Source organism: Actinoplanes sp. TBRC 11911 (assembly GCF_012933445.1).
Classification (GTDB): Bacteria; Actinomycetota; Actinomycetes; order Mycobacteriales; family Micromonosporaceae; genus Actinoplanes.
Genome location: NZ_JABBNC010000001.1, coordinates 82,019 through 108,202, shown reverse-complemented (window position 1 = coordinate 108,202; position 26,184 = coordinate 82,019). Strand labels below are relative to the sequence as shown.

Genomic DNA, 26,184 nt, shown 5'->3' with positions numbered 1-26,184 from the left:
CCAGTCTTCGCGCGGGGTCGGCGAGCTGCGCGGATGGGCTGGCCCGGCGTCTGCTGGACCACAATAAGACCACGTTGCTCGTACGGTGTGGTGCGTCACAGTGGATACGCGGGGGCGGTTGGGGCGCGGTGGACGCGGCGCGAGAGGATCGACGCGTGGGTGGCGACGGGGGTTCGGCAGCGCGGCTGCGCGTGACGCTGCTCGGCACCTTCGCGGTGTGCCGTGGCGACACCGCCGTGCCGCTGCCCGGGGCCCGGCTCCGCGGCCTGCTCACCCGGCTCGCGCTGGCCGGCGGCCGCGCGGTCCCGCCCGGGGTGCTGATCGACGCGCTGTGGCCCGAGGAAGACCTCGGGTCCCCGGTTAACGCGCTGCAATCGCTGGTGTCCCGCCTGCGCAAACTCCTCGGCGCGGCGGACGCCGTCGTGCAGGTCGAGGGCGGCTACCGGCTCGACGTGACCGACGACGCGGTGGACGCGCTGCGCTTCGAACGGCTGGCCGCCGACGGCCGGGAGCGGCTGCGCACCGGCGACGCCCGATCCGCGGCGGCGTTACTCGCCGAGGCCGTGGCCTTGTGGGCGGCGGCCGGCACGAGCGCGGCGACGGCGGACACGAGCGCCGCGATGGCCGACACGATCGCGGCGGTGGCGCCCGCGGTGGCCGCCCGCCTGGCCCGCGTCGCGACCGACGCCGGCGCCGACCTGGCCGAGGCCGAGCTGGCCCTGGGCGACGCGGCCGCGGCCGGCACCCGGCTGACCGCGCTGCTCGCCGAGCAGCCGGCCGACGAGCGGGTGGCCGCGCTGCTGATGGACGCGCTCGCCGCGCAGGGCCGGCAGGCCGAGGCCCTCGACCTCTACGAACGGGTCCGCGAGGAGCTCGCCGACCGCCTCGGCGCCGACCCGGGCGCCGCGTTGCGCGAACGGCACACGCGACTGCTGCGCGCCGAGCCCGCGCCCGCCGAGCCGGCCCCGAGCACCGGCAACCTGCCCGCCAGCCTCACCAGCTTCATCGGCCGCGACGACGACCTCGCCCGCATCGACACGCTGCTGGCCGCCGGACGGCTGGTCACCGTCGTCGGGCCGGGCGGGGCGGGCAAGACCCGGATCGCGCTGGAGGCCGGCCGCCGGCATCGCCACGAGTACCGCGACGGCACCTGGCTGATCGACCTGTCCGCGGTGACCGAGTCGTCGAAGGTGGCCGGTGCGGTGCTGGCCGACATCGGGCTGCGCGGGTCGGCGCTGTTCGAGGGGCGGATGCGGGTCGGCGACGACGAGCTCGACGTGCTCGCCGACCAGCTCAGCGGCCGGGAGAGCCTGCTGCTGGTGGACAACTGCGAGCATCTGATCGACGCGGTGGCGTACGTGGTCGAGGCTCTTCTGCGGCGCTGCTCCGGGCTGCGCGTGCTCGCCACCAGCCGCGAGCCGCTGGCCGTCGACGGCGAGTCGCTGGTGCCGCTGGGCTCGCTCGCGTTGCCCTCGGTGGACGACGGCGTGGTGCAGGCCCGCCGGACGGCCTCGGTGCGGCTGTTCACCGAGCGGGCCGCGGCCGTGCGTCCCGGGTTCGATGTGGACGATCGGACGCTGGGCGACGTGCTGCAGGTGGTGCGCGGTCTGGACGGCATGCCGCTGGCCCTGGAACTGGCCGCGGCCCGGCTGCGGACGCTGACGCTCGCCGATCTCGCGGCCGGGCTGTCCGACCGGTTCCGGCTGCTCACCACCGGGAGCCGGACGGCGTTGCCACGGCACCGGACGCTGCGGGCGGTCATCGCGTGGAGCTGGGAGCTGCTCGGCCCGCACGAGCGTACGGTTGCGGAACGTGTCTCGGTCCTGCCCGGCGGCGTGACGCCGGCCTCGGCCACCGCGGTCTGCGGCGGCACCGACGTGCCGGCCGCCGAGATCGCTGACCTGCTCGCCGCGCTGGTCGACAAGTCGTTGCTGCAGCTCTCGCCCGAGCCCGGCCGGTACCGGATGCTGGAGACCCTGCGCGAGTACGGCATCGAGCGCCTGGCCGAGCGCGGTGAGCTGAACGCCGTACGCGACCTCGCCGCGCACCACCTGGCGCGGCTGGTGGCCCGCCGTGATCCGCAGCTGCGCGGCGCCGGCCAGCTCGACGCCCTGCGCGAGATGGCCGCCGAGTACGACAACGCGCTCGCGGCGCTACGCCACCTCTGCGACTCGGGTGACGGTGTCGGCGCGATCACGCTGGGCATGAATCTCTCCTGGTACTGGCAGATGTTCGGCCGCCATCAGGAGGCCACCTACTGGCTGGGTGAGGTGCTCGCGCTGCCCGGCGCGGAGCGGACGCCGGTGCGCGACAGCGCCGAGGCGGTGCTGCTGCTCAACCAGATCGGCTCGCGGTCCGCGGCGGCCGTCGAGGCGGTGCAGGCGAGCGAGGCCCAGCTGCGGGAGCGTGCCGAACGGCTGCTCACGTACTCGGCGTTGCCCGCCTTCGGGAGTGCCCTGGCCGCGGTGTCGCTGTTCTTCCCGCGCGAGGTCGAGCGGGCGCTGGTCATCATCGATCGCCTCATCGAGGGTCCGGACGTGTGGCTGTCCGGGCTGGCGCACATGTTCCGGGCCCAGGTCTTCGAGAACGAAGGCAACCTCGACCAGGTACGCCTCGACGTGGACGCCGCGCTGGACTGCTTCACCCGGGCCGGCGACCGCTGGGGCGTGGCCACCGCGCTGCCGATGCGGGCCCTGATGCGCCAGTACGACGGCGACCTCGACGGGGCGCTGGGCGACCTGAACGAGGCTCGCGCGAACGCCCGCGAGTTCGGGTCGCTGAGCCTCGGCGACGAGATCTTCATCGATATGCGCTGGATCGACCTGCACATGCGGCGCGGCGACGAGGACCAGGCGCTCGCCGTGCTCGAAACGGCCCGCGACCGGTCGCTGCGGGCATCGTCACCGGAGATGGACGTGCTGGTCAGCGCCATGGAGGCGACCGTGCTGCTGCAGGTCGGCGAGCTGGACCGCGCCGAGGAGCTGCTGCGCCGCGCCGACGCCGGGATGACCAGCGGCGTCCCGTTCGGCGGTGACCACGGCCGGGCCCTGGTCCACGCCGCGTGGTCCTGGCTGAGCCTGAAGCGGGGTGATCCGGCCCGCGCCGAGGACGCGCTGGCCGCGGCCTACGCGGCCGCGGTGGAGACCCGGGACATGCCGATCATGTCGATGGTGGCGGTGGCCGCGGCCGCCGTCGCCCAGGCGCACGGCCGGCACCGCGACGTCGCCTTCCTGCTCGGCGCCGCGGCCCGGCTGCGTGGCACCCACGACCTCAGTGACCTGCGGATCAAAGAGATGCTCGGACGCAGCCGGGACGCGCTGGGCGAGGACGCCAGCGCCGAGGCGTACCAAACGGGTTGGCAGCTCGACAGCAAGGCGGCCTCGGCCCAGATCGACCCCCGGCTGCGCCCCCAGCTTCCATCCAACCGCCCCGCCCACCACCCAGAAGCGGACTGAAGGCGGTCCGCCTAGGCGCGGCGGGCGTAGGCGCGCAGCGCCAGCGGCACGAAGACCACCAGCAGACCGGCCATCCAGGCCAGCGTCACCACCAGGTGCCCGGCGACCGGACCACCCACGAGCAGGCCACGGATGGAGCCCACCAGCGGCGTGATCGGGTTGACGTGCACGAACGCCTGCAACCAGCCGGGCAGCGTGTTGGTCGCGACGAACACGTTGCTGCCGAACGACAGCGGGAAGACCAGCAGGAACATCACGCCCTGCACGGCGCCGGGCGTGCGCACCAGCATGCCGACCCAGACCGAGATCCAGCAGAAGCACAGGCCGAAGCCGATGGACAGGGCGACCGCCGCGACCGCCGGCAGGAAGCCGGTCTCCACCCGGAAGCCCATTACGGTGCCGAACGCGAGCATCACGACGCACACGGTGAGATAGCGCACGACGTCCGCGGCGACCGCGCCGACCAGCGGCGCCGACCGGGCCACCGGCAGCGACCGGAAACGGTCGAAGACGCCCTTCTGGATGTCGGCGTTGAGGTTCTGCCCCAGCGCGATGCCGCCCATCGCGAGCGACTGGGCGAGCATGCCGGGCAGCAGGAACTGCAGGTACGCGTGCCGGTCGCCGCCCGCGATGGCGCCGCCGAACAGGTAGGTGAACAGCAGCAGGAAGATCACCGGCTGCAGCGTCACGTCGATCAGGGCCTCGGGCGTGCGAACCGTTTTGATCAGGCTGCGTCGGGCTAACGCCACGCTGTGTCGCACGAGCGCAGCCAGGGCGCCGCCCCGGGGCCGGTCGATGTCGGGGCCGATAGCGGAGACCGGGATGTCGAGTGTGGTCATGAGAGTGCTTCCTCCATCGTCTTGGTCTCGGTCAGGGCGTGGAAAACCTCGTCCAGGCTGGGCAGGTGCAGCCCCAGTTCGGTGACCTCGATGCCGGCCTGCCGCAGCGCGGGGACCGCGTCGTCGAGGGCGATGTCGCCGATCACCGGCACCGAGACGGCGCCCGGCCGGGAGCCCGCCGAGCCGTCGGCCGAGGCGGCGGTGCCCGGGGCCGCCACCTTGTCGAGCACCCGCATCGCGTCCGGCACCCGGGCGGGGTCGGTCGGGCGTACCCGCAAGGTCAGTCCGCCGACGCGGCGCTTGAGCCCGTCGGGGGTGTCGTGCGCGATGACGCGACCCTGGTTGATCACCACGATCTCGTCGGCGAGCGCGTCCGCCTCGTCCAGGTACTGCGTGGTGAGCAGCACGCTGGCACCCTGCGTGACCTGGGTGCGCACGACGCCCCACATGTCCTCGCGCTTGGCCGGGTCGAGACCGGTGGTCGGCTCGTCCAGGAAGATGACCTCGGGGTGCCCGACCAGGCTCGCGGCCAGGTCGAGGCGGCGGCGCATGCCACCCGAATACGTCTTGGCCGGGCGTCCGGCGGCCTCGGACAGGTCGAACCAGTCGAGCAGCTCGGCCGCGCGCCGCTTGGCGTCCTTCGTCGTGAGGTCGAGCAGCTGGCCGATGAGCACCAGGTTCTGGGTGCCGGTCAGGTCCTCGTCGACCGAGGCGTACTGGCCGGTGAGCCCGATCCGCCGGCGCACCCGCTGCGGCTGGCGCAGCACGTCGATGCCGGCCACCTCGGCGGTCCCGGCGTCCGGGCGCAACAGGGTGGCGAGCACCCGCACCGCGGTGGTCTTGCCGGCGCCGTTCGGGCCCAGCACGCCGAGCACGGTGCCGCGCCGCATGGCCAGATCCACCCCGTCGAGTGCCTGCGTCTTCCCGAACCGCTTGCGGAGTCCCTCCGCACGCACCACAAGATCCGTCATGATGTCCCCTCCGTGTCGGGCCGGGTGCGGCCCTCGGGGACAGACACTGACGGGCGCCGCTGACATCGGGCGCACATGCCGCTGATACGCGGCTGACATCGCGCTGGCGTCCCCGAACGGAGACCTTCCGGGCTGGTGGGCGCGTGTGCCTAGATACGAAGTCCGACGAACTCGCGTACCAGGGGGTGCTTGATGCCGCAGCGGTTCCCGGTGGGTGAGCCCGCACCCCGGCGCCTCCTGCGCGGCCCGGCCGGCAAGGCGTTGCTCGCCGTGCTCGTCGCGGTCGTGGTCGCCGGCATCACAGTCGGCGCCAGCGTGCTGCTGAGCGGCGGCGGCCGGCACACCACCGACGCGACCGCGCCGGCTCCCGGTCGTGGCACGCCGTTACCGGCGGCGTCCGCGCCGCCGGCCTCGGGTAAGCCCGTTCAGCGCGACGTGCCCGGGGCGCCGGGGGTGCCTGGAGCCCCTGGCGCCCCGGGACTGCCGGGGGAGCCCGGAGAGGCGGGCGCCCCCGTGGCCCCGGCCGGTGCGGGTGGCGTCCGGGAGGGAACCACCACCACGCGCCCGACCAAGGCCGCCGGTCAGCAGGTGAAACAGCAGCAGGAGGAGCCGGATCCCAGTCCCAGCCCGCAGGGCGACGCGACCACGATCATCGGCTACGGCAGCAACCGTTGCATCGACGTCACCGACGGTGACTACGCCGACATCCCCCGCCTGCAGATCTGGACCTGCACCCCCGGTGACCGGAACCAGCAGTGGACCTTCTACGACGACGGCACGGTGCGCGCCTTCCAGCGGTGCATGACCGCGCAGAACGGCTCACTCACCAACGGCACCTGGATCGTGCTGCAGAACTGCGACGGCAGCGCGTCCCAGCACTTCGTCCTCAACCCCGCCCACGACCTGACCCGCAGCAACCGGTGTGTGGACGCCCGTCGACGAGGGCACCGCCAGCGGCACGAAGCTGCAGTTGTGGGAGTGCGGCGGCACCTCGAACCAGAAGTGGCACTAGGCGAGTAGGTCCTCAGCCGAGTCGGTGGCCGTAGGCGAGTCAGTGGCCGTAGGCGAGTCAGCGATCTGATCGCCGTCCGTTCGCCAGCCCCGCCACCGATCCCGCATATCCGACATTTCCCGAGATTGTCGGATCGGCTGGGCCGCTGAATAGGCGGGCTCGGCGCGTGGCTGCGCGGCGCTTCCATTCCGTGAGACGGGCGACCGCCTGCTGAGACCCAATGCCCACATCGTGGACCCACCGTCCGCAATGTGAGACTCGCGTCCATTGTAGAGAATACTTTTGTCACGTAACGAGGCTTTCGCCCGGCAGATTGTTCCGGCCGAATGTGAACCTTGGAGAGTTATGGCTCGTATGTGGGCGCAACTCTCCAAGGTTCACAAAAATCCACGATGTGACCGCGATGTCCCGCAGAGCGGGACCGCCCAGCCGCGAACGAATCGCTACAGCGCCGTACCACCGGAACTACACCGTGACCAGATCACTCACCGCCTACCACCACGGTTAGGACTTACTCCCTAGGCGAAGGTCACCCCCGCCGGCGGCGCCAGGAATGCCAGTAGACGAAGCCGGCGCACCGCAGGGCCGCGGCGATGATCCGGGCCGCGAAGTCGATCAAAATTCGGTCGTCCTCCAGGAGAAAGGTGCCGGGGTCTTGTCCGGCCCGAAGGATCGACGGCCGAGCCGGACAAGACCGCCACGCGTCGCAGACGGCGTGGCCGGGATGCCGCGATGCCCCAACAGCACCTCAAGCTCCGGAGATCGGACCTCCCGCGTTGCACAGACGAAATCGGGTCCGCTTCAGTTCAGGTATCGAACCGTGTTTGCGATCACCCGATGTTCGCGTGTACCCAGTCCGCCAGCTGCCGTGCCGAGTGCTCCAATGCGGACCGCCACGTCGAGGTGGCACTCTCGTCGGCGCTGTCGCTGACGTGCTTGACCATGCGGATCGGGATGCCGAACGCGCCCGCGGCCGCGGCCACCGCGTAGCCCTCCATGTCGACCAGCGTGGCCCGCTGCGCGAGCTTCTCGCGCACCGCGGAGTCGGAGACGAACGTGTCGCCGGTGGCCAGCGTGACCCCGTCGCGATCGGACAAGGTGATCGGCGCGCCGTAGATCTCGCCGGTCAGCGACTCGAGCAGCCCGGTGTCGAGGTCGTGCTGGATCACCTCGGATACGACGTGCAGCCCGCTCTGGTTGTCGCCGTCGCGCAGCCCGCCCGCGGTGCCGACGTTGACGATCAGTGACGGCTTGGACCCGCTGCTCGCGAGCGCCTGCGTGAGGCTGATCGCGGCGTTGACCTTGCCGACCCCGGTGATCAGCATCGGGTGATCGGTGCCGAGATACTTGGCTTCCTCCTCGAAAGCGACCACCAGCAGCGGCGCGTCGTCAGTGATCTGCCCGATAAGATGAGTCATGACCGTCTCCCCATTAACGTGAACGCACCTGATAAGGCGTATTAGCTGACGGCTGCCGCGGCGCCGAGTTCACCGCCGGAGGCGATCTCCGGTGCCGTTCACATCACGTCCCCCACCGATTGGCACTCGTCGTTCCCGTCCGGGCACTCATCGTGTGGAAACCCGGGTTCCGGGGAGCCATCGTCGGGGCATGACAGATCCCGCGAAGAAACGTTTGCTCCTCGGCGCGTCCGGTTCCATGTCGGTGACCACGCTGCCGCCCTACCTGGCCGCCCTGCACCAGGAACTGGCCTCCTCGCTCACGGTCGTGATGACCCACTCGGCGCAGCGGTTCCTGCCCGCGCAGACCGTAGGGCTGCTGGCCAACCGGGTGGTGACCGGCGACGACCCGGCCCGCTGGCCGACCGACAACCAGAACGCGCTCGCCGCCACCCACGACATCGTGATCGTGCTGCCGACGACCGCGAACATGCTGGCCGCGGCCGCGACCGGGGCGGCACCGAACCTGCTGGCCGGTGTGATCCTGGCCGCAACCTGTCCGGTGGTCTTCTTCCCGGTGATGAGCGCCGGCATGTGGGCGAAACCTGCCATCGCGCGAAACATCGACCAATTGCGCGCGGACGGCTACCACGTGGTCGAACCCGAATGGGCGAAACGCTACGACGTCCACTCCGGCACCCTGGTCGACAACCCCGCGCTTCCGGCGCCGGCCACGGTCGTGAGCACTGTGCGGAGCCTGCTCGCCGACGCATGATTTGGGTCATGGCCCTTCGCACGAGCGCGTTCCCGGTGTATCGGGAAGCGATCAACGAGACCTTCGTGCCGTTGTCCGCCACGCCGCTCGGCGCCGAGCCGTTCCACGCCGACCTGGACCCGCGGGGTGGCTTCGACCTGCAGATCACCCGGGTGCGCGCGTCCGCGCAGCGGGTGCGGCGCACCGAGACGCTGATCGATGACGCCGAGCAGGGTTTCACGCTGGCGACGATCCAGGTCGCCGGTCGCTGCACGCTGGTGCAGGACGGCCGCACCGCGCTGCTGAACCCCGGCGACCTGGTCTTCGCGGACAGCACTCGGCCCTTCGGCCTGACCTGTGGCGAGGGCTTCGAGCAGATCGTCGTGCAGGTGCCCCGCACCCGGGTCGACGAACGGGTGCTGCGGCGCGGGACCGCCGTGCTGGTCGGCGACCAGAGCCCGGCGTCGGCGATCGTCGCCTTCTTCCGGGCGCTGGCCGGGCACGACCCGGCGCCGCTCGGCAGCCAGGCGCTCAGCCTTTTCGACGCCGCGCTCGACCTGGCCGCCGGGGCTGGCCGGCCCACCCCGGCACTCGACCGCGAACGCGTCCTGGACTACCTGCGCCACGCCTTCCGCGATCCGTACCTGGACGCGGAAAGCGTGGCGCACGCCTGTCATCTGTCCCGGCGGCAGCTCTTCCGGCTGTTCGCCGGCGAGCCGCTCTCACTGGCCGATGAGCTGCGCCGGATCCGGGTCGCCGAGGCCCGCCGGCTGATCCGCGCCCGGCCCGCGAACGGCGTCACCGGCCTCGCCGCCGCCTGCGGGTTCGCGAGCGAGACCCAGTTGCGCCGGGCGTTCCGGTCGGTGACCGGGACGACGCCCGGCGCCGACCGTGCTGATGTGCTGGCTCAGGCCGGGGCGGTCACCGCCTCACGGAGCGTGCGTAGCGCGTAGTGCGCGCGGGACTTGACCGTGCCGATCGGGACGCCGAGCCGGTCCGCGGTCTCCAGCGTGGAACGCCCCGCGAAATACAGTTCGGCGATCACCGTCTTGTGCGACTCGCTGAGGTCGTGCACCGCGCGGAGCAGCGAGTCCACTGCCACCACCGTCTCGGTGGTGTCGTCGGCGGCCGAGAAGTGGGTTACGTAGTAGTCCAGCAGGTGCGTCTCGATCGGCCGGCTCTGCCGCATGCGGAACGCGTCGATCGTGACCCGGCGCGCCACCTTGAACAGCCAGCGGCGCGCGTTCTCGTATTCGTCCGGCACGGTTTCGATGCTGCGCCACGTGCGGATCATCGTCTCCTGCAGCAGGTCCTCCGCGGTGTGCCGCTCGCCGGTGAGCGCGTGCAGGAAGTTCAAAAGCGTCGAGGAATGGGCCGAGTGCAACGCGGCCATTCGTGCCTGCGGGTCGCCCACCGGGGCAACGGATGGAATTGTCATGCTGATGCCTTCCCCCGGACCGATCGCCCCCCTTGCCGCGCTTCCCCCCGGCGGCGGCACGATCGGGCCGGACTGCAAAACCAACAATTTCGAGGCATCTGCCGTTCGAGTACGGCGTGGCAAGCCCCCCTGTGTCGCACATTAGGGATATCGCGTGGATTCCGGATGGAGGCTGAATGGGTCTCCGGCGGTAACTCAGGTTTGGCCCGTCGATTCGATTCCGGCCGGGCCAGGCGAAACCCTTGTGGCACCCGACTGGAGTGCGCGGTGTGACGCCAGGGGCACGCTCCGTGCAGCCCCTTTGACGTCGCCGAACGACTATTTCAGGACGCTGTGACGCGGCTTTCAATGAGGCCGCGGACACAGGGCGGAATTGCATTTGCCGGGCCCGTTTTCAGACGGCCGGACTGAGCACCGGGTCGTGCCGGCAACTCGATAATCGCGCCGCCGCGGCCGCCCGTTCCGGTGCCGAGTCGATGCTGTTGCTGAGCTCCGCGGCGTACCGGCGAAGGAGGTCGTGCATCTGGTGGTGCCCGGCGCGTACCTGGGTGAGCATCTGGGCGCTCAGCTCGCGCAGCAGCGCGGCCGCCGCGTGCCGGTCGACGCCGGCCAGAGCGGCCGCGGCCTCCGGCGATATCTCCGGGTCGGTGGACAACGGGATCAGCCGGAAGAGGCGGGCCGCGGCCGGCGTCAGCGCCCGGTACGACCACGAGAAGACCGACGTGAGGTCGTTCTCGGTGCCGTCGCCGAACTGGTAGATCCCGCGGTTGAGCGCCATGTCCTCGACGATCTGACGCAGCGGGACCTCCGGCATCGCGATCGCGCGGGCGACCACCATGGCCATCGCCAGCGGATGCCGGCCGCACCGCTCGATGATGTGGCCGACGCTCTCCGGCTCCGCCTCGACCCGGTCCGGGCCGAGCCATTTCCGCATGCCCTCCCAGATCTCCGCGACCGGCGGCAACGGGACCTCCAGCGGCCGCGCACCTCCGATGATCAGCGGGTTGATCCGCGCGCGGCCGGTCACCAGGGTCAGGCTCTGTGGCGTGGCCGGCAGCAGGTTCCGGATCTGCGCGTAGTCGAAGCCGTTGTCCAGCACGACGAGCATCCGGCGACCGGCGATCAGCCCGCGGTACAGCCCGGCCGCCGCGTTCAGCTCGTCCGGCCGGTCCGCGCGCTGCACCCCCAGCGAGCTCAGCATGCTGTGCAACGCCTCGAGCGCGGTCATCGGCGGTCCCTGGGCCGCGTAGCCGCGCAGGTCGATGTACAGCTGCCCGTCCGGGTAGTCGTCCGCGAGCCGGTGTGCCAGGTGCACCGCGAGGGTGGTCTTGCCGACCCCGGGCATGCCGTCGAACGCCAGCGTGGTGGCCCGGCCCTGCCGGCGGTCCTCGGCGATCAGCGCCTCGGCGCGCGCGATCAGCTCGACGCGTCCGCTGAAGAACGGGTGGTCGCCGGGCAGCCGCGAGGGTGCCGCCGGGACGACGATGCCCGGCTCCGGCTCGGTGCCGACGCTTTGCCGCAGCACCCGATCCTGCGCCTGGCGCAGCTCCGCGCCGGGATCCAGGCCCAGCTCGTCGCGCAGCCGCCGGCGGACCGTGCGGAACCGGTCGAGCGCCTCCGCCTGCCGCCCCTGCGCCGCGAGCGCGAGGACGACCCGCGCTTGCAGCGACTCGTCCAGCGGACGCCAGCCGCTGATCCGCAGCAGCGCGGGCAGCACCCGGGCGGCGTCCCCGGAGCGCAACGCCACGTCGGCCGCCTGCAGCGCCGTGCGGGCCAGCTCCGCGTCGAGGGCCACGAAGATCGGATGGGTCCGGGTGGGTGACTCGAGCCCGGCGCCCGGCGGCCCGGTCCACAGCGCGAGAGCCGAGCCGAACAGATCCACCGCCTCGGCGTCCGGCGCCGTCGCCGCGCGGCGGGCCAGTGCCCGGAAGCGGAGCAGGTCGGACATCTCCTCGTCCAGCCGCAGCCGGTAACCGGAGGCGTGGCGGACCAGCCGGTCACCGGCCGCGCGCACCGCGAGGCCGGGCTGAATGAGGCGGCGCAACTGGCCGACCGCACGATGGATGCTGTTGGCCGCGCTCAACGGCGGCTCGCCGTCCCACAGGGCGTCGATCAGCTCGGGGAGGCTGACCACCGCTCCGGCGCGCGCGAGCAGCAGCGCCAGCAGCAGTCGTTGCTGGCGTCCGCCGAGCGGTAGGTCGTGGTCGCCGGACTGGGCCCGCAAGGGGCCCAGGATGCTCAACCGAAGCTCTGGCATGGCACCGCGTCAGCCTCGTACGGCCGCGAGGACGCTCCCGGCCATCGGTCCGTGGGCGGTTTCCGGCATTTCTGACCTCCTAGAACGGGGACGTCGTCGCGGAGACCAGCATCGTTGCGGGCGGGGGCGGCTGGCCCCAGTAGTCGTCACTGGTGCTCGAAGCCCGTGCCCTGGCGCCTTTGCCCAGCTCACGCGGTGACGGCGGGCACACTGTCGGGTCGGGCACCGCACTATGTGGCGGACGAGGCGCCGCCGTCGACCGGGATGATGACGCCGGTCAGGGTGCTGGCGGCGGGGGAGAGCGCGAACGCCGCGACCCGGGCGAATTCGCTCGGCCGGCCCCCGCGCCGCAACGGGATCCGGCTCGTCTCCGCGGCCGGCATCGGACTCATCCGGCCGGGAATCAGGCCCAGGAACCGGACCTGCCGCGCCGCGAATTCGCCGGCGATCTCGACGGCCACCCCGCTCAGGCGCGGACAAGGGCCGGCCGGAAGCGACATCGCTATCGCGCCGTCGTTACCGAAGTCGTCGGCGAGGGCACGCGCCGCCCCGAGCGCCGGTTTCCACCGCTCGCGCCCGCTCACCGAGAGCAACGCGCCGTCGAGCCGCCCGAACCGCCGGATCGCGAGGCCGGCGAGCTGACGCGGCATGTCCTGATCGGCCAGGTCGCCGGCTACCCCGGCGGCGTGCTCCGGGCCGCCGAGCCGGTCCACCGCGGCCGCGACGCCGGCCTCGCCGCGGTCCGAGATCACCACCCGGGCGCCTTCGCCGACGAGTTCGCGCGCGGTGGCGAAGCCGAGGCCGCTCGAATCTCCATCGAGGATGAAGACGCGACGGGCGAGTCCGAGGTCCATGCCTTTGGTTACCTCTCGCTGTCGGCGGGTCGCGGTCGCCGGAAACGGTACGGAGACGGACTGCCGCTGACAAGGAAATCGTGGCGAAGGTCGCGTCGCCACTGTCCGTGCGGGACTGTTGTTTGTGTTTTCGCCTAACCTTGGGGTCTCCGAAGCGGGATCTTTTGTTCGCGCCGCCAATCCCTATGCTGCCGATCATGTTCACCCGAAATACCCTCCCGGCCGTGGTGCTCGCGGCTCTGCTGATCGGCTCCGTCGCGGCCTGCGCGACGAGCGACGACAGCCCGCCGAACAGCGGGAACACGTCCGCCGCCGCGGCCGCATGCGCGCCCGGATCGCTGCCCACGAAAACGGCGGGAAAACTCACCATAGGTACCGACAAGCCGGCCTATCCGCCCTGGTTCGACAACAATGACCCCAGCGACGGCAAGGGTTTCGAGTCCGCGGTGGCGTACCAGGTCGCGCAGCGATTGGGTTATGCCCGGGAAAGCGTGATGTGGACCTCGGTCACGTTCAACAACGCGATCGCGCCGGGTCCGAAGAATTTCGATTTCGACATCAACGAATTCTCGATCACGCCGGAGCGGCGCAACGCTGTCGACTTCTCCGCGCCGTACTACTCGGTCCGGCAGGTCGTGATCACCACGAAGGGTTCGAAGGCCGCGGGCGCCAAGTCGATCGCCGATCTGCGCACCGCCAAGATCGGCGCGCAGGTCGGGACCACGAGCTACCAGGAGATCACCGACGTGCTCAAGCCGAGCGCGAAGCCGCAGGTGTTCAACAACAACGACGACCTGAAGGCCGCGCTGGCCAACGGCACCGTCGACGCCGGGGTGGTGGACCTGCCGACCGGGTTCTTCATGACCGCCGCGGAGATCAAGGACGGCGTGATCGTCGGGCAGCTTCCGCAGGTGGGCGCGCCCGAGCAGTTCGGCCTGGTCCTGGACAAGGGCTCGGCGCTCACCGCGTGTGTCAGCCAGGCGGTCGATCAGCTCAGCCAGGACGGCACGCTGACGGTGCTGGAGAAGACCTGGCTCTCCGACGCCGGCGCGCCCGAGCTCAAGTAGCGACCGGCCCGTCCGTCGGCGCCGGGTAGCCTTCTAGCTGGGAGGATGACGTGCCACGCACCGGCGGACGGGCCCTTCGCGGGCGGCAGCAGGAGAAGGACACGCTCGATCGCCTGCTGAGCGATGTCCGGGACGGGCGCAGCCGGGTGCTGGTGCTGCGCGGCGAGGCCGGCTCCGGCAAGACCGCCCTGCTGGACTACGCGGCCGCCCGATCCGCTCCCGCGCGCCTGACCCGGGCCTCCGGCGTCGAGGTCGAATCCGAGATCACCTATTCGGCGCTGCAACAGCTCTGCGCACCGCTGCTCGGCCATCTGAGCGCGCTGCCGGAGCCACAGCGCGAGGCCCTCGCGACCGCGTTCGGGCTCAGCAAGGGCAGCCCGCCGGACCATCTCCTCGTCGGGCTCGCGGTCCTCAGCCTGTTCGCCGAGGCGGCCGCCGAGCAGCCGCTCGTGTGCGTGATCGACGACCTGCAGTGGCTCGACCGGATGTCCGAGGTCATCCTCACCTTCGTCGCGCGCCGGCTCGACGCCGAGTCGGTCGGGCTCATCCTGGCGTCCCGCTGCCCGGCCGGCGACCAGCTCATGCTCGGCCTGCCCGAGATGCGCGTCGACGGCCTGCCGGACGCCGACGCGCGGGCGCTGCTCGAATCGGTGCTGACCGGCCCGGTGGACGCCCGCGTCCGGGACCGGATCGTCGCGGAGACCCGCGGCAACCCGCTGGCACTGCTCGAACTGCCGCGTGGACTGTCCCCGACCGAGCTCGCCTTCGGCTTCGGCGCGGCCGGCACCGCCTCGGTGGTCGGTCTGGTCGAGCAGGGTTTCCAGCGGCGCATCGCGGCGCTCCCGGCCGACACCCGCCTGCTGCTGCTCACCGCCGCCGTCGAACCGGTCGGCGACGTGCCGCTGCTGTGGCGCGCGCTGGAGCGGCTCGGCGTGGGCCCGGCCGCGGTCGCCGCCGCGGAGGCCGCCGACCTCGTCGAGGTCGGCACCCGCGTCCGGTTCCGGCATCCGCTGGTGCGCTCGGCGACGTGGCGCTCGGCCGCCCCGGCCGATCTGCGCCTGGTCCACCGCGCGCTGGCCGACGTCCGCGACCCGGCCGCCGAACCGGACCTGCACGCCTGGCACCGCGCGCACGCCGCGGTGGTGCCGGACGAAGAGGTCGCGAGCGAACTCGAACGCTCCGCCGGCCGCGCCGCCGAACGCGGCGGCTGCTTCGCCGCGGCGTCGTTCCTGGAGCGCGCCGCCGAGCTCACGCCGGACTCCAAACGCCGCGCCGGCCGTGCCCTCGCGGCCGCCCGCATCCGGCTCGACGCCGGTTTCCCGGCCCTGGTCCCCAATCTGCTCGCGGCCGCCGAGCTCGGCCCGCTCGGGCCGCGGGAGCGCGCCGAGGTGGAGCGCCTGCGGGCCCGCGTGACGTTCGCGGTGCAACCGGGCACGGCCGCGGCGGAACCGTTGCTGGCGACCGCGAAACGGCTCGAAACCCTGGACACGGACGCCGCCCGGGAGACATACCTGTCGGCGATCGGGGTGGCGGTGCACGCCGGGCGGCTCGGCGGCGATCTGATGCGCCGGGCCACCACGGCCGCCCGTGAGCTACCGGACAGCGACGACCCGGCCTGCCTGCTCCTGCGCGGCGTCACCGCCTGGCATCTGGACGGATACCGGCAGTCCGTGCCGCTGCTCCGGCGCGCGCTGAGCGAGGTGCGGATGGACCACGACTCGCGCCTGCTGTGGATCGCGTCGCCGGTCGCGCACCACGTCTGGGACGACGCGGCGTGGCACCGGCTCACCGAGCAGGCGGTCGGCTTCGCCCGCACGACCGGTGCTCTGTCGCTGCTGCCGACCGCTCTGGTGTACCGGGCGGGCGCGCTGCTGCACGCCGGCCGGATGGCGGACGCCGCGGGACTGCTCGACGAGGCGGACGCCCTGCGGCGCACGACCGGGGTGGCGCCGCATCCGTCCACGTTGCTGACCCTGGTCGCCCATCAGGGCGACGCGACGGCCGTCGCCGACCTGGTCGAGGCGACCGTCGCCGACGCCCACCAGCGCGGCGAGGGCCGGTTGCTGGCCCTGGCCGCCCACGCGCAGGCCGTGCTCTCGGCCGGCCTCGGCCAGTATTCGGTGGCCCTGGAGGCCGCCCGGCGGGCCTGCGAGTACGAGGACGTGGGCGTGTTCAACTGGGCCCTCGGCGAACTGGTCGAGGCCGCCGCGCGCTCCGGCGACACCGCGGCCGCGGCGGAGGCGGCCGAGCGGCTGCGCGAACGCACCACGGTGGCGGGCACCGACTGGGCGCTGGGCACGCAGGCGATCGCCGACGCGCTGACCGGTCCGGCGCGGCATGCCGAGGACAACTACCGGGAGGGGGTCGAGCGGCTCGCGCAGACCCGGATCCACTCCCAGCTGGCCCGGGCGCGCCTGCTCTACGGCGAGTGGCTGCGACGGGAGAACCGCCGGGGTGCGGCCCGCACGGTGCTGCTGCAGGCGCACGAGTCGTTCACCGTGATGGGCGCCCAGGGGTTCGCCGAACGCGCGGCCCGGGAACTGCTCGCGGCCGGCGAGACGGTCCGCCGCCGGGGCCGTGCCACCTTCGACCAGCTCACCGCTCAGGAGACGCAGATCGCGCGCCTCGCCGTGGCCGGGCGCACCAACGCCGAGATCGGCGCCGCGCTGTTCCTGAGCCCGCGTACGGTGGAATGGCATTTGCGCAAGGTGTTCGCCAAGCTGGGCATCAGCTCGCGCCGCGAGCTCGCCGCCGCTACCCGCACCGGCTGACCGGGATCTCGTCGCCGGCCTGCAGGACACCCGCGGGGTCGTACAAGGTGCGCAGCTCGGTCAGCCGCCGCCGGGTGACCTCGTCCACCGGCCGCCCGCGGCGGTAGGCATCCAGCGACGCCAGGATCCCACCCTCGTCGGTGCGCAACTCGTATGCCGCGTCGAGGTGGGTGAGCGCGCCGCCGCCGTCCACCGCCCGGCCCAGGGCGCCGCCGAGCTGCCGCAGTCCGGCGTCGACGTTCGTGTGCGGCCCGGCCGCCTCGACAAACTCCGCGGCGGCCTCCGGCGGCAGGTCACCGAGCAGGACGGAACGCCGGCCGGCCGAATCCGGGCGGATGCCGCGCACGGCCGGCACCGGCATCCGGGCGAAGGTGTCCCGCTCCGGCCGCAACTCGCGAAGCGGCGCGAGAATCCGCTCGGCCCGCTCGTCGTCGCCCAGGACCGCGCCGTCCACGATGACCAGATCCCGCCCGCGCAACGGCTCGCTCACCCCCGGCTCCACCGGGAAACGCACGTGGCGGTAGGCCGTCGTGACGTCCTCCGGCGCCTGCGTGCTCCAGGCCAGCCATCGGGGGAGGACCTCCCGCGCGGAGACCAGATCCCAGACCAACATTCCCGCGTACGCCGTCGCCAGCTCGATCAGCTCGAACTCGATCGCGGTCACCACCCCGAAATTGGCCCCGCCGCCCCGCACCGCCCAGAACAGGTCGGGTTCGTTGTCCGCGTCGGTCCGCACGTAGGTGCCGTCGGCCAGGATCAGCTCGACCGCGGTGATGTGATTGACCGCCAGACCATGCCGCCGCCCGTACCAGCTGATGCCGCCCCCGAGCTGATGTCCGGCCACCCCTTGGACCGGCGAGCCGTGCAGGGCGGCCAGCCCGTGCCGAGCGGCCTCCTCGGTCACCGGCAGCCACAGCGCCCCCGCCTCGGCCCGGACGCGGCCCGCCTCGGGATAAACCTTGACCTCCGCCAGCCGCGACGTCCGCAGCAGCACCGTCTCGCTCAGATCGCCGAGCGGGAAGACGTTGTGCCCGGTCCCGATCGGGGCCACCCGCAGGCCGGCCTCGGCGGCGGCGCGAACGAGGGAACTGACCTCGGCCAGACTGTCCGGAAAGGCCACCGCGGCCGGGCGCAGATCCGTGCCGGGCGACCGGGTGCGGCGGGCCTCGTCGTAGCGGAACTCGCCGGGCACGTGCACGGTCCGCGCGGCGCCGCGAACCGCCTCCCCCGCGTAGTCGCGAATCCGCCGTGGCTCAGCGGGGCGACACATATCCCAGCTCGATCGCGCGGCGGGTGAGGTCGGCCTTGTTGGACGCGTGCAGCTTGGTCCGGATCCGGCGGATGTACGTGCTGACCGTCGACTCGGTCAGCCCCAGGCGCCGGCCCACCTGCGTGTGTGTCAGGCCGAGAGCCACCCACTGCAGCGTCTCGATCTCGCGCGGGGTCAGCTCGGACCCGCGCTCGGCGGTCGCCGGATGGTCGCGTCCGATGATCTCGCGGGCGAGCTCGGCGCAGATGTGGATGCCGCCGTGGCGCACCGTCTCGATGGCCGCGAGCAGCTCTCCGGTCGTCGTCCGGCGGGTGAGCAGGGCGTGCGCGCCACCGCGTAGCGCGGCCGTCAGGCTCGGCGGGTGCTCCGGCGGATAGAGCGCCACGGCCCGGCATCCGTCCGGCAGATACGCCCGCAGGTCGGTGGGCTCGGTCTCGTACAGGTCGACCAGGGCGATGTCCGGCGGCTCCGGCTCCGAGCGCAGCGCGGCGAGGCTGTCCAGCTCGTGCCGCGCGGCGATGCCGGGCGCCTCGGCCAGCACCCGCATGAGCCCGCCCCGGATGATCGTGTTCCGGGAGACCACATCGACGATCACGGTCTCGGCATTCATGGCCATTTCCCTCCGGCCACCCGTTCGGGCGTCTCTACGAAGAGACGGAGTACGGGGGCGTTTGTTCAAACTCGCCGCGCTCACACCGAGCGCAGCCGGTCCTGGACGGCGACCGCGGCCGGCAGCCGCAGGTCGTCGAGGATGTCGAGCGCGTCGCGCCAGGCCGGGACGGCATCACGAGGATTCCCGGACGCCGAGCGGGCGTCCCCCAACGAGACCAGCGACTGCGCCTGACCCGCGCGATCGCCCACCTCCCGGTACAGCTCGACGGCGCGCCGCAGATAGTCCGCGGCGGTGCCGTTGTCGCCGATCCCACGCCACAGATCGCCCAGCCCCCGCATGTCGTCGGCGAGCCCGTTGTCGTCCCCGAGGCGCAGGTAGAGGGCGATCGCCTGCTCGAAAAGCCGGGCCGCCGCCTCGTGCTCGCCGAGGTGGGTGCGGCAGGACGCGATGCCGGTCAGCACCGCCGCGACGCCCTTGCGGTGGCCGGCCGCGCGGAACAAGGCCCGCCCGCGCTCGAACTCGGCGATCGCCTCGGGGTATCGGCCGGTGGCCGCCAGGACGTCGGCCATGCCGTGGTGCACGTACGCCTGGTCGGCGGTCAGCCCGAGCTCGGCGAACAACCGCTGGGCCCGGCGCAGGTCGTCGCGGGCCCGGCCCTGATCGCCGAGCCGGCTGTACGCGGCGGCCAGCCCGCGATACAGGTGGGCCTGCCCGGCGCGGTCGCCGAGTTGTTCCGCCGCGCGCAGCCCGTGGCGCATGGTGGCGAGCCAGGCGGGCGCCCGGCCGTCGCGCTGGTAATACGGGATCAGCGTGGTGGCCAGCTGCCATCCGCCCGCCCCGGCGCCGAAGTCCGCGGACCGCTCGACGAGGTCCTCCAAGACGGCGATCTCGGCCCGGAACCAGGCGAGCGCCTCGCGGTGTGCGGTGACCGACGGAACCGTCACGTCGGCGGGCACCCGGCCGGGGTCGATCGCGGGCAGCAGCGGGCGTAGCGCGGCGCAGGCGGCGTGGGCGGTGTGCCGGTAGTGCTGGAACAGGCGCTGCCGGGCGGCCAGCCGATCGGCGGCGCTGTCGCCGGCCGTGGACAGCTCCGAGGCGTACCGGCGAACCAGCGGGTGCAGCGAGAGCCGGGAGACTCGCGACGTGCGAAGCAGATGTGAGCGATCCAGTTCGACGAGCAACGGGCGTACCCGGGACAGCGGAAGGCCGGCCAGGCTGGCGGTAGCCGCGTGCGCGACGTCCGGCCCGGCCGTCTGCGGCAGCAGCCGGAACAGGCGGGCGGCCGGCTCGCTGAGCCGCCGGTAGGACGTCGCGAACGACTCCCGGACGTCCAGCACCCCCTGCTCGCCGAACAGGTCCAGCGCGTTGTCGCGGCCGCGCAGGTCGGCCAGGACCGAGTCGAAACTCGGTTGCGGGCAGGCCAGAATGTACGAGCTCAGCGCGGCGAGCGCGGACGGCAGCCGCCCGGTGAGCTCGACCAGCTCGTCCAGCGCCAGATTCTGGTCGTCGAACGCCGCGGACAGCCGGCGGGTGAGCAACGACCGGGCCTCGGCCGGTGACAGCGGCTCCAGCGTGACCAGCTCCGCCCCGTCGCGCGCGTTCAGCGCCGCCAGCCGTACCCGGCTCGTCACGACGACCAGGCAGGACACACCGCCCGGCAGCAGCCCGCGCACCTGCGCGTCGGACTCGGCGTTGTCCAGCAGCATCACCAGCCGCCGGCCCGCGAGATGACTGCGCAGCAGCGCGGCCTGCACGCCCGGATCGGCGGGTACCGACTCGATGCCCACCGTGGCCAGCAACGAGCGCAGCGCCTCGGCGGTGCTCATCGGCTCCGCGACGAGGTCGTGCCCGCGCAGGTCCAGATAGAGCTGCCCGTCCGGGAAACGGCCGGCGATCTCGTACGCCCAATGAATGGCCAAAGTGGACTTGCCGACGCCGGGCATGCCGTCGATCGCGACGATCGGCATCACCCCGTCGCGTTCCGCGCGGGTCAGCAGCGTGGTGAGCTCGTTCAGCTGCTCCCGGCGCCCGGTGAACGACGGCAGGTCGCGCGGCAGCTGGGCGGGACTTACCGTGGCAGCCGTGGCGCCGGCGAGCGCCGGCTGCTCGCGGGGCTTGAGCACCTCGTCGTAGGCGTGCCGTAATTCCGGTCCCGGGTCGACGCCGAGTTCGCGGGACAGCGCCTCGCGCACCTCCTGGAAGAGCGCGAACGCGTCGGCCTGCCGGCCGTCGGCGGCCAGCAGCAGCATCATGCGGGCCTGCAATGCCTCGTCGAGCGGATTCATCTCGGCCGCGCGCCGGATCGGCGGCAGCAGCGGACCGACGCCGTTGAGGTTGACCGCCGCTCGCGCCGCATCGCGGGCCACCGCCGCGTATTCCTCGTCGACCGCCACGAACGCGGCGTGCCGCCGGGTTTCGCCGGTGCCGTCGTCCGCGCACCGGCCCCGCGACTGCCGCAGCGCCTCGATGTAGCGTGCGATCGCCACCTCGCCGAAACCGAGGTTCTCGGCCTCGCGCGCCTCGTCCGCGAGCCGCCGGAACTCCAGCAGGTCGAGGCTGCTCTCCGGGGCGATCAGCCGGTACGCGGCGTCGCGCCGCACGATCCAGCGCCCGTCCGAGCGGGGCGCCAGGTCGGGTTCGAGGATGCGGCGCAGCGAACCGATGAAGCGGTGCACGCTGTTCGTGCCGCTGGCCGGCGCGGACCGCCCCCAGAGCAGATCGACCAGCTCGCCGATCGTGACGTACCGGCCGGCGCGGGCCATCAGCAGCCCTAGAACCTGCCGTTGCTGACGCGGCCCGAGGTTGAGCTCCTCGTCGCCGCGCCAGGCACGAACCGGTCCCATCACCGCCATCCGCAACGGTGGCGGGACCGGCCGCGCGACCTCGATCGAATCCATTGTGTGATTCACAGCGCCGCCCAAGATAGCGCGGTCCTAATCGACGGCAACATATTTGAGATATTCGCTTCGCCGGTGAACAGCAGAGCCCCGGTTACGTCTAGAAAAAAGCCGGGTCCGACCCCCGGGCGGCCCCACTCGATTTCCACTCGGTCTCCACTCGCGGCCCACTCGATCGCCACCGGTGCGACTTAGCGTCGGCGCGTGGAGGGAGTCGGCAAATGACCACGGATACTGCGGCCGCGCGGTTGCGGGGCCTTCAGGCGGAACACTCGGTGATGCTGCGGCGATTTCTGCTGCGCTACACCTACGGCGATCGGGAAGCCGCCGAGGATCTTCTGCAGGAGACGATGATCCGGGCCTGGCGGAACCTGGAGAGCGTGCCGTTCGAAACGGATCGCGCCCGGCGCTGGATGTTCACCGTCGCCCGCAACGCCGCGATCGACAAGCTGCGGGCGCGGAGTTCACATCCGTACGAGGTGAATCTGCTCGAGATGACGACGCCGCCACCGGCCGAGGACACCGTCGAGACGGTGGTCGCGCTGGAATCGATCCGCGACGCGGTCAATTCCCTGAGCGAAGATCATCGAACCGTTCTCGCCGAATTGTATTGGCGGGGCCGCACCCCCGGGGAAACCGCGAAACTGCTCGGCGTGCCGGTCGGGACGGTGAAATCCCGGGCCCATTACGCGTTACGGTCGCTGCGGCACCGGATGGGAAGTGGCTCACACGAATGAACCCGGCCGCGAACTTTCCGTTTTGTTGATCGTGACAGCGGGGATATCCCCGCCGACGGGGGAGCACGTGGAATTCGCCGTGGTCGGCGCCGGCGCAGCCGGACTGGCCGCGGGCCGCTACCTGAGCTCTCTCGGCCGGCGGTTCATCATCTTGGAATCGGGCTACCGGATCGGCGATTCGTGGCGGCACCGATACAGCGGGCTGCGCCTGTTCACGCCGGCCCGCTTCTGTGCCCTGCCGGACCTGCCGATGCCGATGCCGGACTCGGACTATCCGGACAAGGACCAGGTGGCCGACTATCTGGAGCGGTACGCCCGGCGGTGCGACTTCCCGATCCGGCTGAACGCGGCCGTGCGGGAACACCACCTGACGGGCGCCGGCGCGCATCGGCTGACCGGCGACAACTTCTCGATCTCGGCCGATCGCGTCATCGTGGCGACCGGTGCGCACGGCGCGCCGAACATTCCGTCCTTCGCCGACGAACTGGGCGGCCACGTACGGCAGGTGCACTCCGGCCAGTACCACGACGAGGCCGACCTGAAGTCCGGCCCGGTGCTGGTCGTCGGCGCGGGACCGTCCGGTGCCGACATCTCGGCCTCGCTCGCCCTGGACCGTGACGTGTGGCTGGCCGGTCCGGCGACCGGGCAGCTGCCGCTCGCCCTGATGAGCAGCCCGGCGTTCCGCCGGCTGGTCTACCAGCGGCGCATCCCGTCCGGGGCGCTCGGCAAGCGGGTGCGCCGGGCGTTCGGCGCACACGGGGCGCCACTGGTCCGGCAGTCCGAGGCCACGTTGCGCGTGGCGGGGGTGGGCCGGGCGCCCGAGATGGTGGGTGTCCGCGACGGCAAGCCGCTGCTGGCGGACGGGCGTGTCCTGGACGTCGCGAACGTCATCTGGTGCACCGGATTCCGGCCCGATTTCGGGTGGCTGGACGGCCGGGCGGTCGGGCCGGACGGGTGGCCCCGGCAGCGCCGGGGTGTGTCGGACGCGCTTCCCGGGCTCGGCTTCGTCGGGCTGCCCCGGCAGAACACCGTGGGGTCCGGCTATCTGAGCGGGATGGCCGGGGACGCGCGCTACGTGGTGAAGCGGCTCGGCCGGTAGGGGGCTTACCGGCCGTTGCGCCTAACGGCCGTTTCGCTCGCGGCGCCGCTTGGTGCGGCCGCGGGCCGCCGGCAGTGCGTCCGGCGACTTGCGCACCAGCAGCAGGTGCGTCTTGCTCTCCGGAAAAGACCGCTCCGGTACGTCGTCGTCCGGGCTCACCACGCCGCGCGGCTCGGTCAGCTCCGGGATGCGGTCTACGAGCTCGGACAGGGCCCGCAACTGGCGCAGGTCCAGATGGTCGAGGAAATTGCGGCGCACGCTCGCCGCGTACGAGTAATCGCTTTGCCGCAGGTGTGCTCGCCCGGCGGGGGAGAGGACGGCGTTCCATCCGCGCCGGTCGTCGGCGGCCTGCTCGCGGGAGACCAGGCCCTGGCGTTCCAGTTTCTCGACGATCCGGCTGATCCGGCTTAATGACAGGTTGGTGGCGGCGGCCAGTTCGTTCATGCGAAGACGGCCGCCGTGCGTCTCGGACAGCCGTTGCAGGGTCGTGTACTCGCTGAGGGTCGTGCTTTTCTCGTGGACCAGGTCGTGGTCGACCTGACGCTGAACGGTCGAGGCCTTGAAGACGAGGTCTTCGAAAAACGCCCGCTCCTCGGACGTCAGCCGATTTTCCGATGCATCACTGTTGGCAGTCCAGGCCGTGCCCATCGAGCCAGCCCCTTTCCCGATCGCGCGCAGCGCGCATTGGTATCCGATCTGATAAACGGACCAGCCAAGGGCGGGTTCAGGCGCGGACGGGGAGGTAAACGGTTCTCACGCCGTTGAACCTTCGCGTCTCTGATGCGTCTATGGCTTATCTTGAGGGCGCGACGGTGACCGCTCCGGCCTCGGGAGGACTGTCATGCCGGCACTTCCGTTGTTTCCGACCACGCTCGTGGGCAGCTTTCCGCAACCCGAGTGGCTGATCGACCGCGCCAAGCTCGCCGGCCGGTTCCCGCCGCGGGTGCGGGCGCGAGAGCTGTGGCGGCCCGCGCCGGAGCATCTGGCGCGCGCGCAGGACGACGCGACGCTGCTCGCGATCCGGGCGCAGGAGGACGCCGGGCTCGACATCGTGACCGACGGCGAGATCCGGCGGGAGAGCTATTCGAACCACTTCGCGACCGCGCTGGTGGGGCTCGACCTGGACAATCCGGGCGAGGCGCTGGACCGCAGCGGGCATCCGAATCCCGTTCCCCGCGTGGTCGGCGAGGTGAGCCGGCCGCGTCCGGTGCAGGTGGCCGACGTCCGCTTCCTGCGCGAGCACACCGACCGCACCATCAAGGTCACGGTGCCGGGCCCGTTCACCATGTCGCAGCAGGCTCAGGACGACCACTACGCAAACCCGCGGACCCTCGCGTACGCCTACGCGGAAGCCGTCAACGCGGAGGTACGTGACCTTTTCGCGGCCGGCGCGGACATCGTGCAACTCGACGAGCCGTATTTGCAGGCACGGCCGGAACCGGCACGCGCGTACGGGGTCGATGCCCTGAATCGGGCCCTGGCCGGCGTGTCCGGCACGACCGCCGTGCACCTGTGTTTCGGCTACGCCGCGATCATCCACGACCGCCCGTCGGGTTACTCGTTCCTGCCCGAACTGGCCGACTGCACCTGCGACCAGATCTCGATCGAGACGGCCCAGTCCCATCTGGACACGTCGGTGCTGAAACACCTGACCGGCAAGACCATCATGCTCGGCGTCATCGACCTGTCCGACCCCGCCGTGGAGTCCACCGACACCGTCGTCGAGCGCGTCCGCCGCGCGTTACCCCACGTCGCCCCCGAGAACGTCGTGATCGCCACGGACTGCGGCATGAAGTACCTCCCGTGGGAGTCCGCCACCGGCAAGATGCGCGCCATGGCCACCGCGGCCGAGGTCCTGCGCCGCGGCTGACCGGGACGCGAGCGGCATAATGCCGCGCGTGCGGAGAAGAACTCAATGGATGGTGTACGCCGCGACGGCGGTGCTCGGCGTCGGCGCGCTCGGCGTCGCCACGGTGGCGGCAAAGCGCTACATCCAGCATGCCGTCCTAGCTGAGCCGCCGACGGAACTGCACGTCACCGCGGCATCGGACGCGTCGAAGAAGGTAGACGCCCTGCTCCAGCAGTTCGCCTACGACCACCTGTACAAGGCCGACGACTACGTGCACACCGCCGGCCAGCAGCCCGGCATCGCGGTTCTCTCGGTTACCGGCCAGACGCACTGGCAGAGCGGCGTCACCTTGGTGCTGAAGGTAACGGGCCACGGCACCGAGAGAGGCGCCGACGGCTCGCTCATCACCGAACGCGACGCCCCGATCTGCTTCCGCCTGCAGCTGGGCCCCGAAACAGACGACCGCGACAACGACATCACCTGCCCCCCAACCACCCCGCTGCAGATCACCAAGGACCCATCCCTGGACGGCGTAGACAACCGCCTACCCCCAGCCCTGCGCGCCGCGGGCCCCCACGAGCCCGCCGTCCGCGCGGCACTGGCTGCCCTGCACCTGGACCCAGCAATCCACCAGGACGTCATCACCCAGAACAACAGGGTCGGCGTCGCCCTGCGCGCCACCCAGTACGACTGCATCATCATCCGCATCACCACGAAGGACGTCCAGCTCTGGCGCCCCTCCCACACCCAGCTGTCCCCCGGCGAGCTCCCGTGCTCGGCCGGCCTGGCCTTGGGCCCAGAGTTCAAGACCTACCCGCATTGAGCCCGTTGACCGCCCAGGCGTGACGTGCCGAGCGCAAGGCTTTACCTTACGAAGGTCGGTTCACATAGTGAAGGCGGCCAG

General features: G+C 71.9%; 20 protein-coding genes. 10 read left to right on the top strand and 10 right to left on the bottom strand.

What is annotated here, in order from left to right; translation table 11 throughout:
• Window positions 1-155 precede the first annotated feature (155 nt).
• Window positions 156-3,455 (top strand): BTAD domain-containing putative transcriptional regulator, encoded by a 3,300-nt coding sequence (locus tag HH310_RS00465; RefSeq protein WP_312033726.1) that lies wholly within the window; start codon window positions 156-158, stop codon window positions 3,453-3,455.
• Between the two features lie 11 nt (window positions 3,456-3,466).
• Here the strand turns inward: HH310_RS00465 and HH310_RS00460 are convergent, their stop codons facing one another.
• Both HH310_RS00460 and HH310_RS00455 read right to left on the bottom strand, forming a co-directional pair.
• Window positions 3,467-4,294, bottom strand: a complete 828-nt coding sequence (locus tag HH310_RS00460; RefSeq protein WP_169173345.1) for an ABC transporter permease — start codon at window positions 4,292-4,294, stop codon at window positions 3,467-3,469.
• On the bottom strand, window positions 4,291-5,265 hold the full coding sequence (locus HH310_RS00455; RefSeq protein ID WP_169173344.1) for an ATP-binding cassette domain-containing protein: 975 nt from the start codon (window positions 5,263-5,265) through the stop codon (window positions 4,291-4,293). Before HH310_RS00455 ends, HH310_RS00460 begins: the two co-directional genes overlap by 4 nt.
• Before the next feature lie 192 nt (window positions 5,266-5,457).
• On the opposite strand from HH310_RS00455, the gene HH310_RS00450 reads away from it, so the two are divergent.
• Window positions 5,458-6,285, top strand: a complete 828-nt coding sequence (locus HH310_RS00450) for an RICIN domain-containing protein (protein ID WP_169173343.1) — start codon at window positions 5,458-5,460, stop codon at window positions 6,283-6,285.
• A gap of 822 nt (window positions 6,286-7,107) precedes the next feature.
• Here HH310_RS00450 and HH310_RS00445 read toward each other — a convergent pair.
• Entirely contained in the window at window positions 7,108-7,695 is a 588-nt protein-coding gene (locus HH310_RS00445; RefSeq protein WP_169173342.1) for a nucleosidase, read from the bottom strand.
• A gap of 190 nt (window positions 7,696-7,885) precedes the next feature.
• Here HH310_RS00445 and HH310_RS00440 point away from each other — a divergent pair, with 190 nt between their 5' ends.
• Window positions 7,886-8,449, top strand: coding sequence for a flavoprotein (locus HH310_RS00440; RefSeq protein WP_169173341.1), 564 nt, complete (start codon window positions 7,886-7,888; stop codon window positions 8,447-8,449).
• An 8-nt stretch (window positions 8,450-8,457) separates the two neighbouring features.
• A complete protein-coding gene (locus HH310_RS00435) occupies window positions 8,458-9,381 on the top strand; it encodes a helix-turn-helix domain-containing protein (RefSeq protein WP_169173340.1) in 924 nt (307 codons plus the stop codon).
• Here the strand turns inward: HH310_RS00435 and HH310_RS00430 are convergent.
• From HH310_RS00430 to HH310_RS00420, 3 genes are all read right to left on the bottom strand, one after another.
• A complete protein-coding gene (locus HH310_RS00430; RefSeq protein WP_248293547.1) occupies window positions 9,336-9,866 on the bottom strand; it encodes a sigma-70 family RNA polymerase sigma factor in 531 nt (176 codons plus the stop codon). The two genes, HH310_RS00435 and HH310_RS00430, sit on opposite strands and share 46 nt — an antisense overlap.
• Window positions 9,867-10,260: 394 nt before the next feature.
• Window positions 10,261-12,123: a BTAD domain-containing putative transcriptional regulator gene (locus tag HH310_RS00425; protein WP_169173339.1), complete on the bottom strand. Its 1,863-nt coding sequence runs from the start codon at window positions 12,121-12,123 to the stop codon at window positions 10,261-10,263.
• Window positions 12,124-12,353: 230 nt separating this feature from the next.
• Window positions 12,354-12,977 (bottom strand): SDR family oxidoreductase, encoded by a 624-nt coding sequence (locus HH310_RS00420; protein WP_169173338.1) that lies wholly within the window; start codon window positions 12,975-12,977, stop codon window positions 12,354-12,356.
• 197 nt (window positions 12,978-13,174) lie between these two features.
• Between HH310_RS00420 and HH310_RS00415 the strand changes: the two genes are divergently transcribed.
• A complete protein-coding gene (locus tag HH310_RS00415; protein ID WP_211191592.1) occupies window positions 13,175-14,044 on the top strand; it encodes an ABC transporter substrate-binding protein in 870 nt (289 codons plus the stop codon).
• Between the two features lie 50 nt (window positions 14,045-14,094).
• Window positions 14,095-16,815, top strand: coding sequence for an AAA family ATPase (locus HH310_RS00410; RefSeq protein ID WP_169173336.1), 2,721 nt, complete (start codon window positions 14,095-14,097; stop codon window positions 16,813-16,815).
• On the opposite strand, the gene HH310_RS00405 is transcribed toward HH310_RS00410, so the two are convergent.
• The 3 genes from HH310_RS00405 to HH310_RS00395 form a co-directional block, all read right to left on the bottom strand.
• Window positions 16,799-18,085: an FAD-binding oxidoreductase gene (locus tag HH310_RS00405; RefSeq protein WP_169173335.1), complete on the bottom strand. Its 1,287-nt coding sequence runs from the start codon at window positions 18,083-18,085 to the stop codon at window positions 16,799-16,801. The genes HH310_RS00410 and HH310_RS00405 overlap by 17 nt on opposite strands.
• Complete coding sequence (locus HH310_RS00400) at window positions 18,069-18,695, bottom strand: response regulator transcription factor (protein ID WP_169173334.1); 627 nt, start codon at window positions 18,693-18,695, stop codon at window positions 18,069-18,071. Before HH310_RS00400 ends, HH310_RS00405 begins: the two co-directional genes overlap by 17 nt.
• Before the next feature lie 80 nt (window positions 18,696-18,775).
• Window positions 18,776-21,595, bottom strand: coding sequence for a tetratricopeptide repeat protein (locus tag HH310_RS00395; RefSeq protein WP_169173333.1), 2,820 nt, complete (start codon window positions 21,593-21,595; stop codon window positions 18,776-18,778).
• A gap of 221 nt (window positions 21,596-21,816) precedes the next feature.
• On the opposite strand from HH310_RS00395, the gene HH310_RS00390 reads away from it, so the two are divergent.
• Both HH310_RS00390 and HH310_RS00385 read left to right on the top strand, forming a co-directional pair.
• A complete protein-coding gene (locus HH310_RS00390; protein ID WP_169173332.1) occupies window positions 21,817-22,332 on the top strand; it encodes a sigma-70 family RNA polymerase sigma factor in 516 nt (171 codons plus the stop codon).
• Between the two features lie 67 nt (window positions 22,333-22,399).
• A complete protein-coding gene (locus HH310_RS00385; protein ID WP_169173331.1) occupies window positions 22,400-23,431 on the top strand; it encodes an NAD(P)/FAD-dependent oxidoreductase in 1,032 nt (343 codons plus the stop codon).
• Window positions 23,432-23,452: 21 nt separating this feature from the next.
• Here the strand turns inward: HH310_RS00385 and HH310_RS00380 are convergent, their stop codons facing one another.
• Entirely contained in the window at window positions 23,453-24,079 is a 627-nt protein-coding gene (locus HH310_RS00380; protein ID WP_169173330.1) for a MarR family winged helix-turn-helix transcriptional regulator, read from the bottom strand.
• A 193-nt stretch (window positions 24,080-24,272) separates the two neighbouring features.
• Between HH310_RS00380 and HH310_RS00375 the strand changes: the two genes are divergently transcribed.
• Window positions 24,273-25,301: a uroporphyrinogen decarboxylase family protein gene (locus HH310_RS00375; protein WP_169173329.1), complete on the top strand. Its 1,029-nt coding sequence runs from the start codon at window positions 24,273-24,275 to the stop codon at window positions 25,299-25,301.
• 28 nt (window positions 25,302-25,329) lie between these two features.
• Window positions 25,330-26,103, top strand: coding sequence for a hypothetical protein (locus HH310_RS00370; protein WP_169173328.1), 774 nt, complete (start codon window positions 25,330-25,332; stop codon window positions 26,101-26,103).
• The last annotated feature ends 81 nt before the right edge of the window (window positions 26,104-26,184 follow it).

Bases quoted from the DNA above. Each gene is read 5' to 3' on its own strand.
- HH310_RS00450 (WP_169173343.1), top strand. From the start codon at position 5,458: ATGCCGCAGCGGTTCCCGGTGGGTGAGCCCGCACCCCGGCGCCTCCTG.
- HH310_RS00415 (WP_211191592.1), top strand. From the start codon at position 13,175: ATGTTCACCCGAAATACCCTCCCGGCCGTGGTGCTCGCGGCTCTGCTG.
- HH310_RS00455 (WP_169173344.1), bottom strand. From the start codon at position 5,265: ATGACGGATCTTGTGGTGCGTGCGGAGGGACTCCGCAAGCGGTTCGGG.
- HH310_RS00375 (WP_169173329.1), top strand. From the start codon at position 24,273: ATGCCGGCACTTCCGTTGTTTCCGACCACGCTCGTGGGCAGCTTTCCG.
- HH310_RS00445 (WP_169173342.1), bottom strand. From the start codon at position 7,695: ATGACTCATCTTATCGGGCAGATCACTGACGACGCGCCGCTGCTGGTG.
- HH310_RS00435 (WP_169173340.1), top strand. From the start codon at position 8,458: ATGGCCCTTCGCACGAGCGCGTTCCCGGTGTATCGGGAAGCGATCAAC.
- HH310_RS00380 (WP_169173330.1), bottom strand. From the start codon at position 24,079: ATGGGCACGGCCTGGACTGCCAACAGTGATGCATCGGAAAATCGGCTG.
- HH310_RS00420 (WP_169173338.1), bottom strand. From the start codon at position 12,977: ATGGACCTCGGACTCGCCCGTCGCGTCTTCATCCTCGATGGAGATTCG.
- HH310_RS00425 (WP_169173339.1), bottom strand. From the start codon at position 12,123: ATGCCAGAGCTTCGGTTGAGCATCCTGGGCCCCTTGCGGGCCCAGTCC.
- HH310_RS00440 (WP_169173341.1), top strand. From the start codon at position 7,886: ATGACAGATCCCGCGAAGAAACGTTTGCTCCTCGGCGCGTCCGGTTCC.
- HH310_RS00390 (WP_169173332.1), top strand. From the start codon at position 21,817: ATGACCACGGATACTGCGGCCGCGCGGTTGCGGGGCCTTCAGGCGGAA.
- HH310_RS00430 (WP_248293547.1), bottom strand. From the start codon at position 9,866: ATGACAATTCCATCCGTTGCCCCGGTGGGCGACCCGCAGGCACGAATG.
- HH310_RS00405 (WP_169173335.1), bottom strand. From the start codon at position 18,085: ATGTGTCGCCCCGCTGAGCCACGGCGGATTCGCGACTACGCGGGGGAG.
- HH310_RS00395 (WP_169173333.1), bottom strand. From the start codon at position 21,595: ATGGATTCGATCGAGGTCGCGCGGCCGGTCCCGCCACCGTTGCGGATG.
- HH310_RS00460 (WP_169173345.1), bottom strand. From the start codon at position 4,294: ATGACCACACTCGACATCCCGGTCTCCGCTATCGGCCCCGACATCGAC.
- HH310_RS00400 (WP_169173334.1), bottom strand. From the start codon at position 18,695: ATGAATGCCGAGACCGTGATCGTCGATGTGGTCTCCCGGAACACGATC.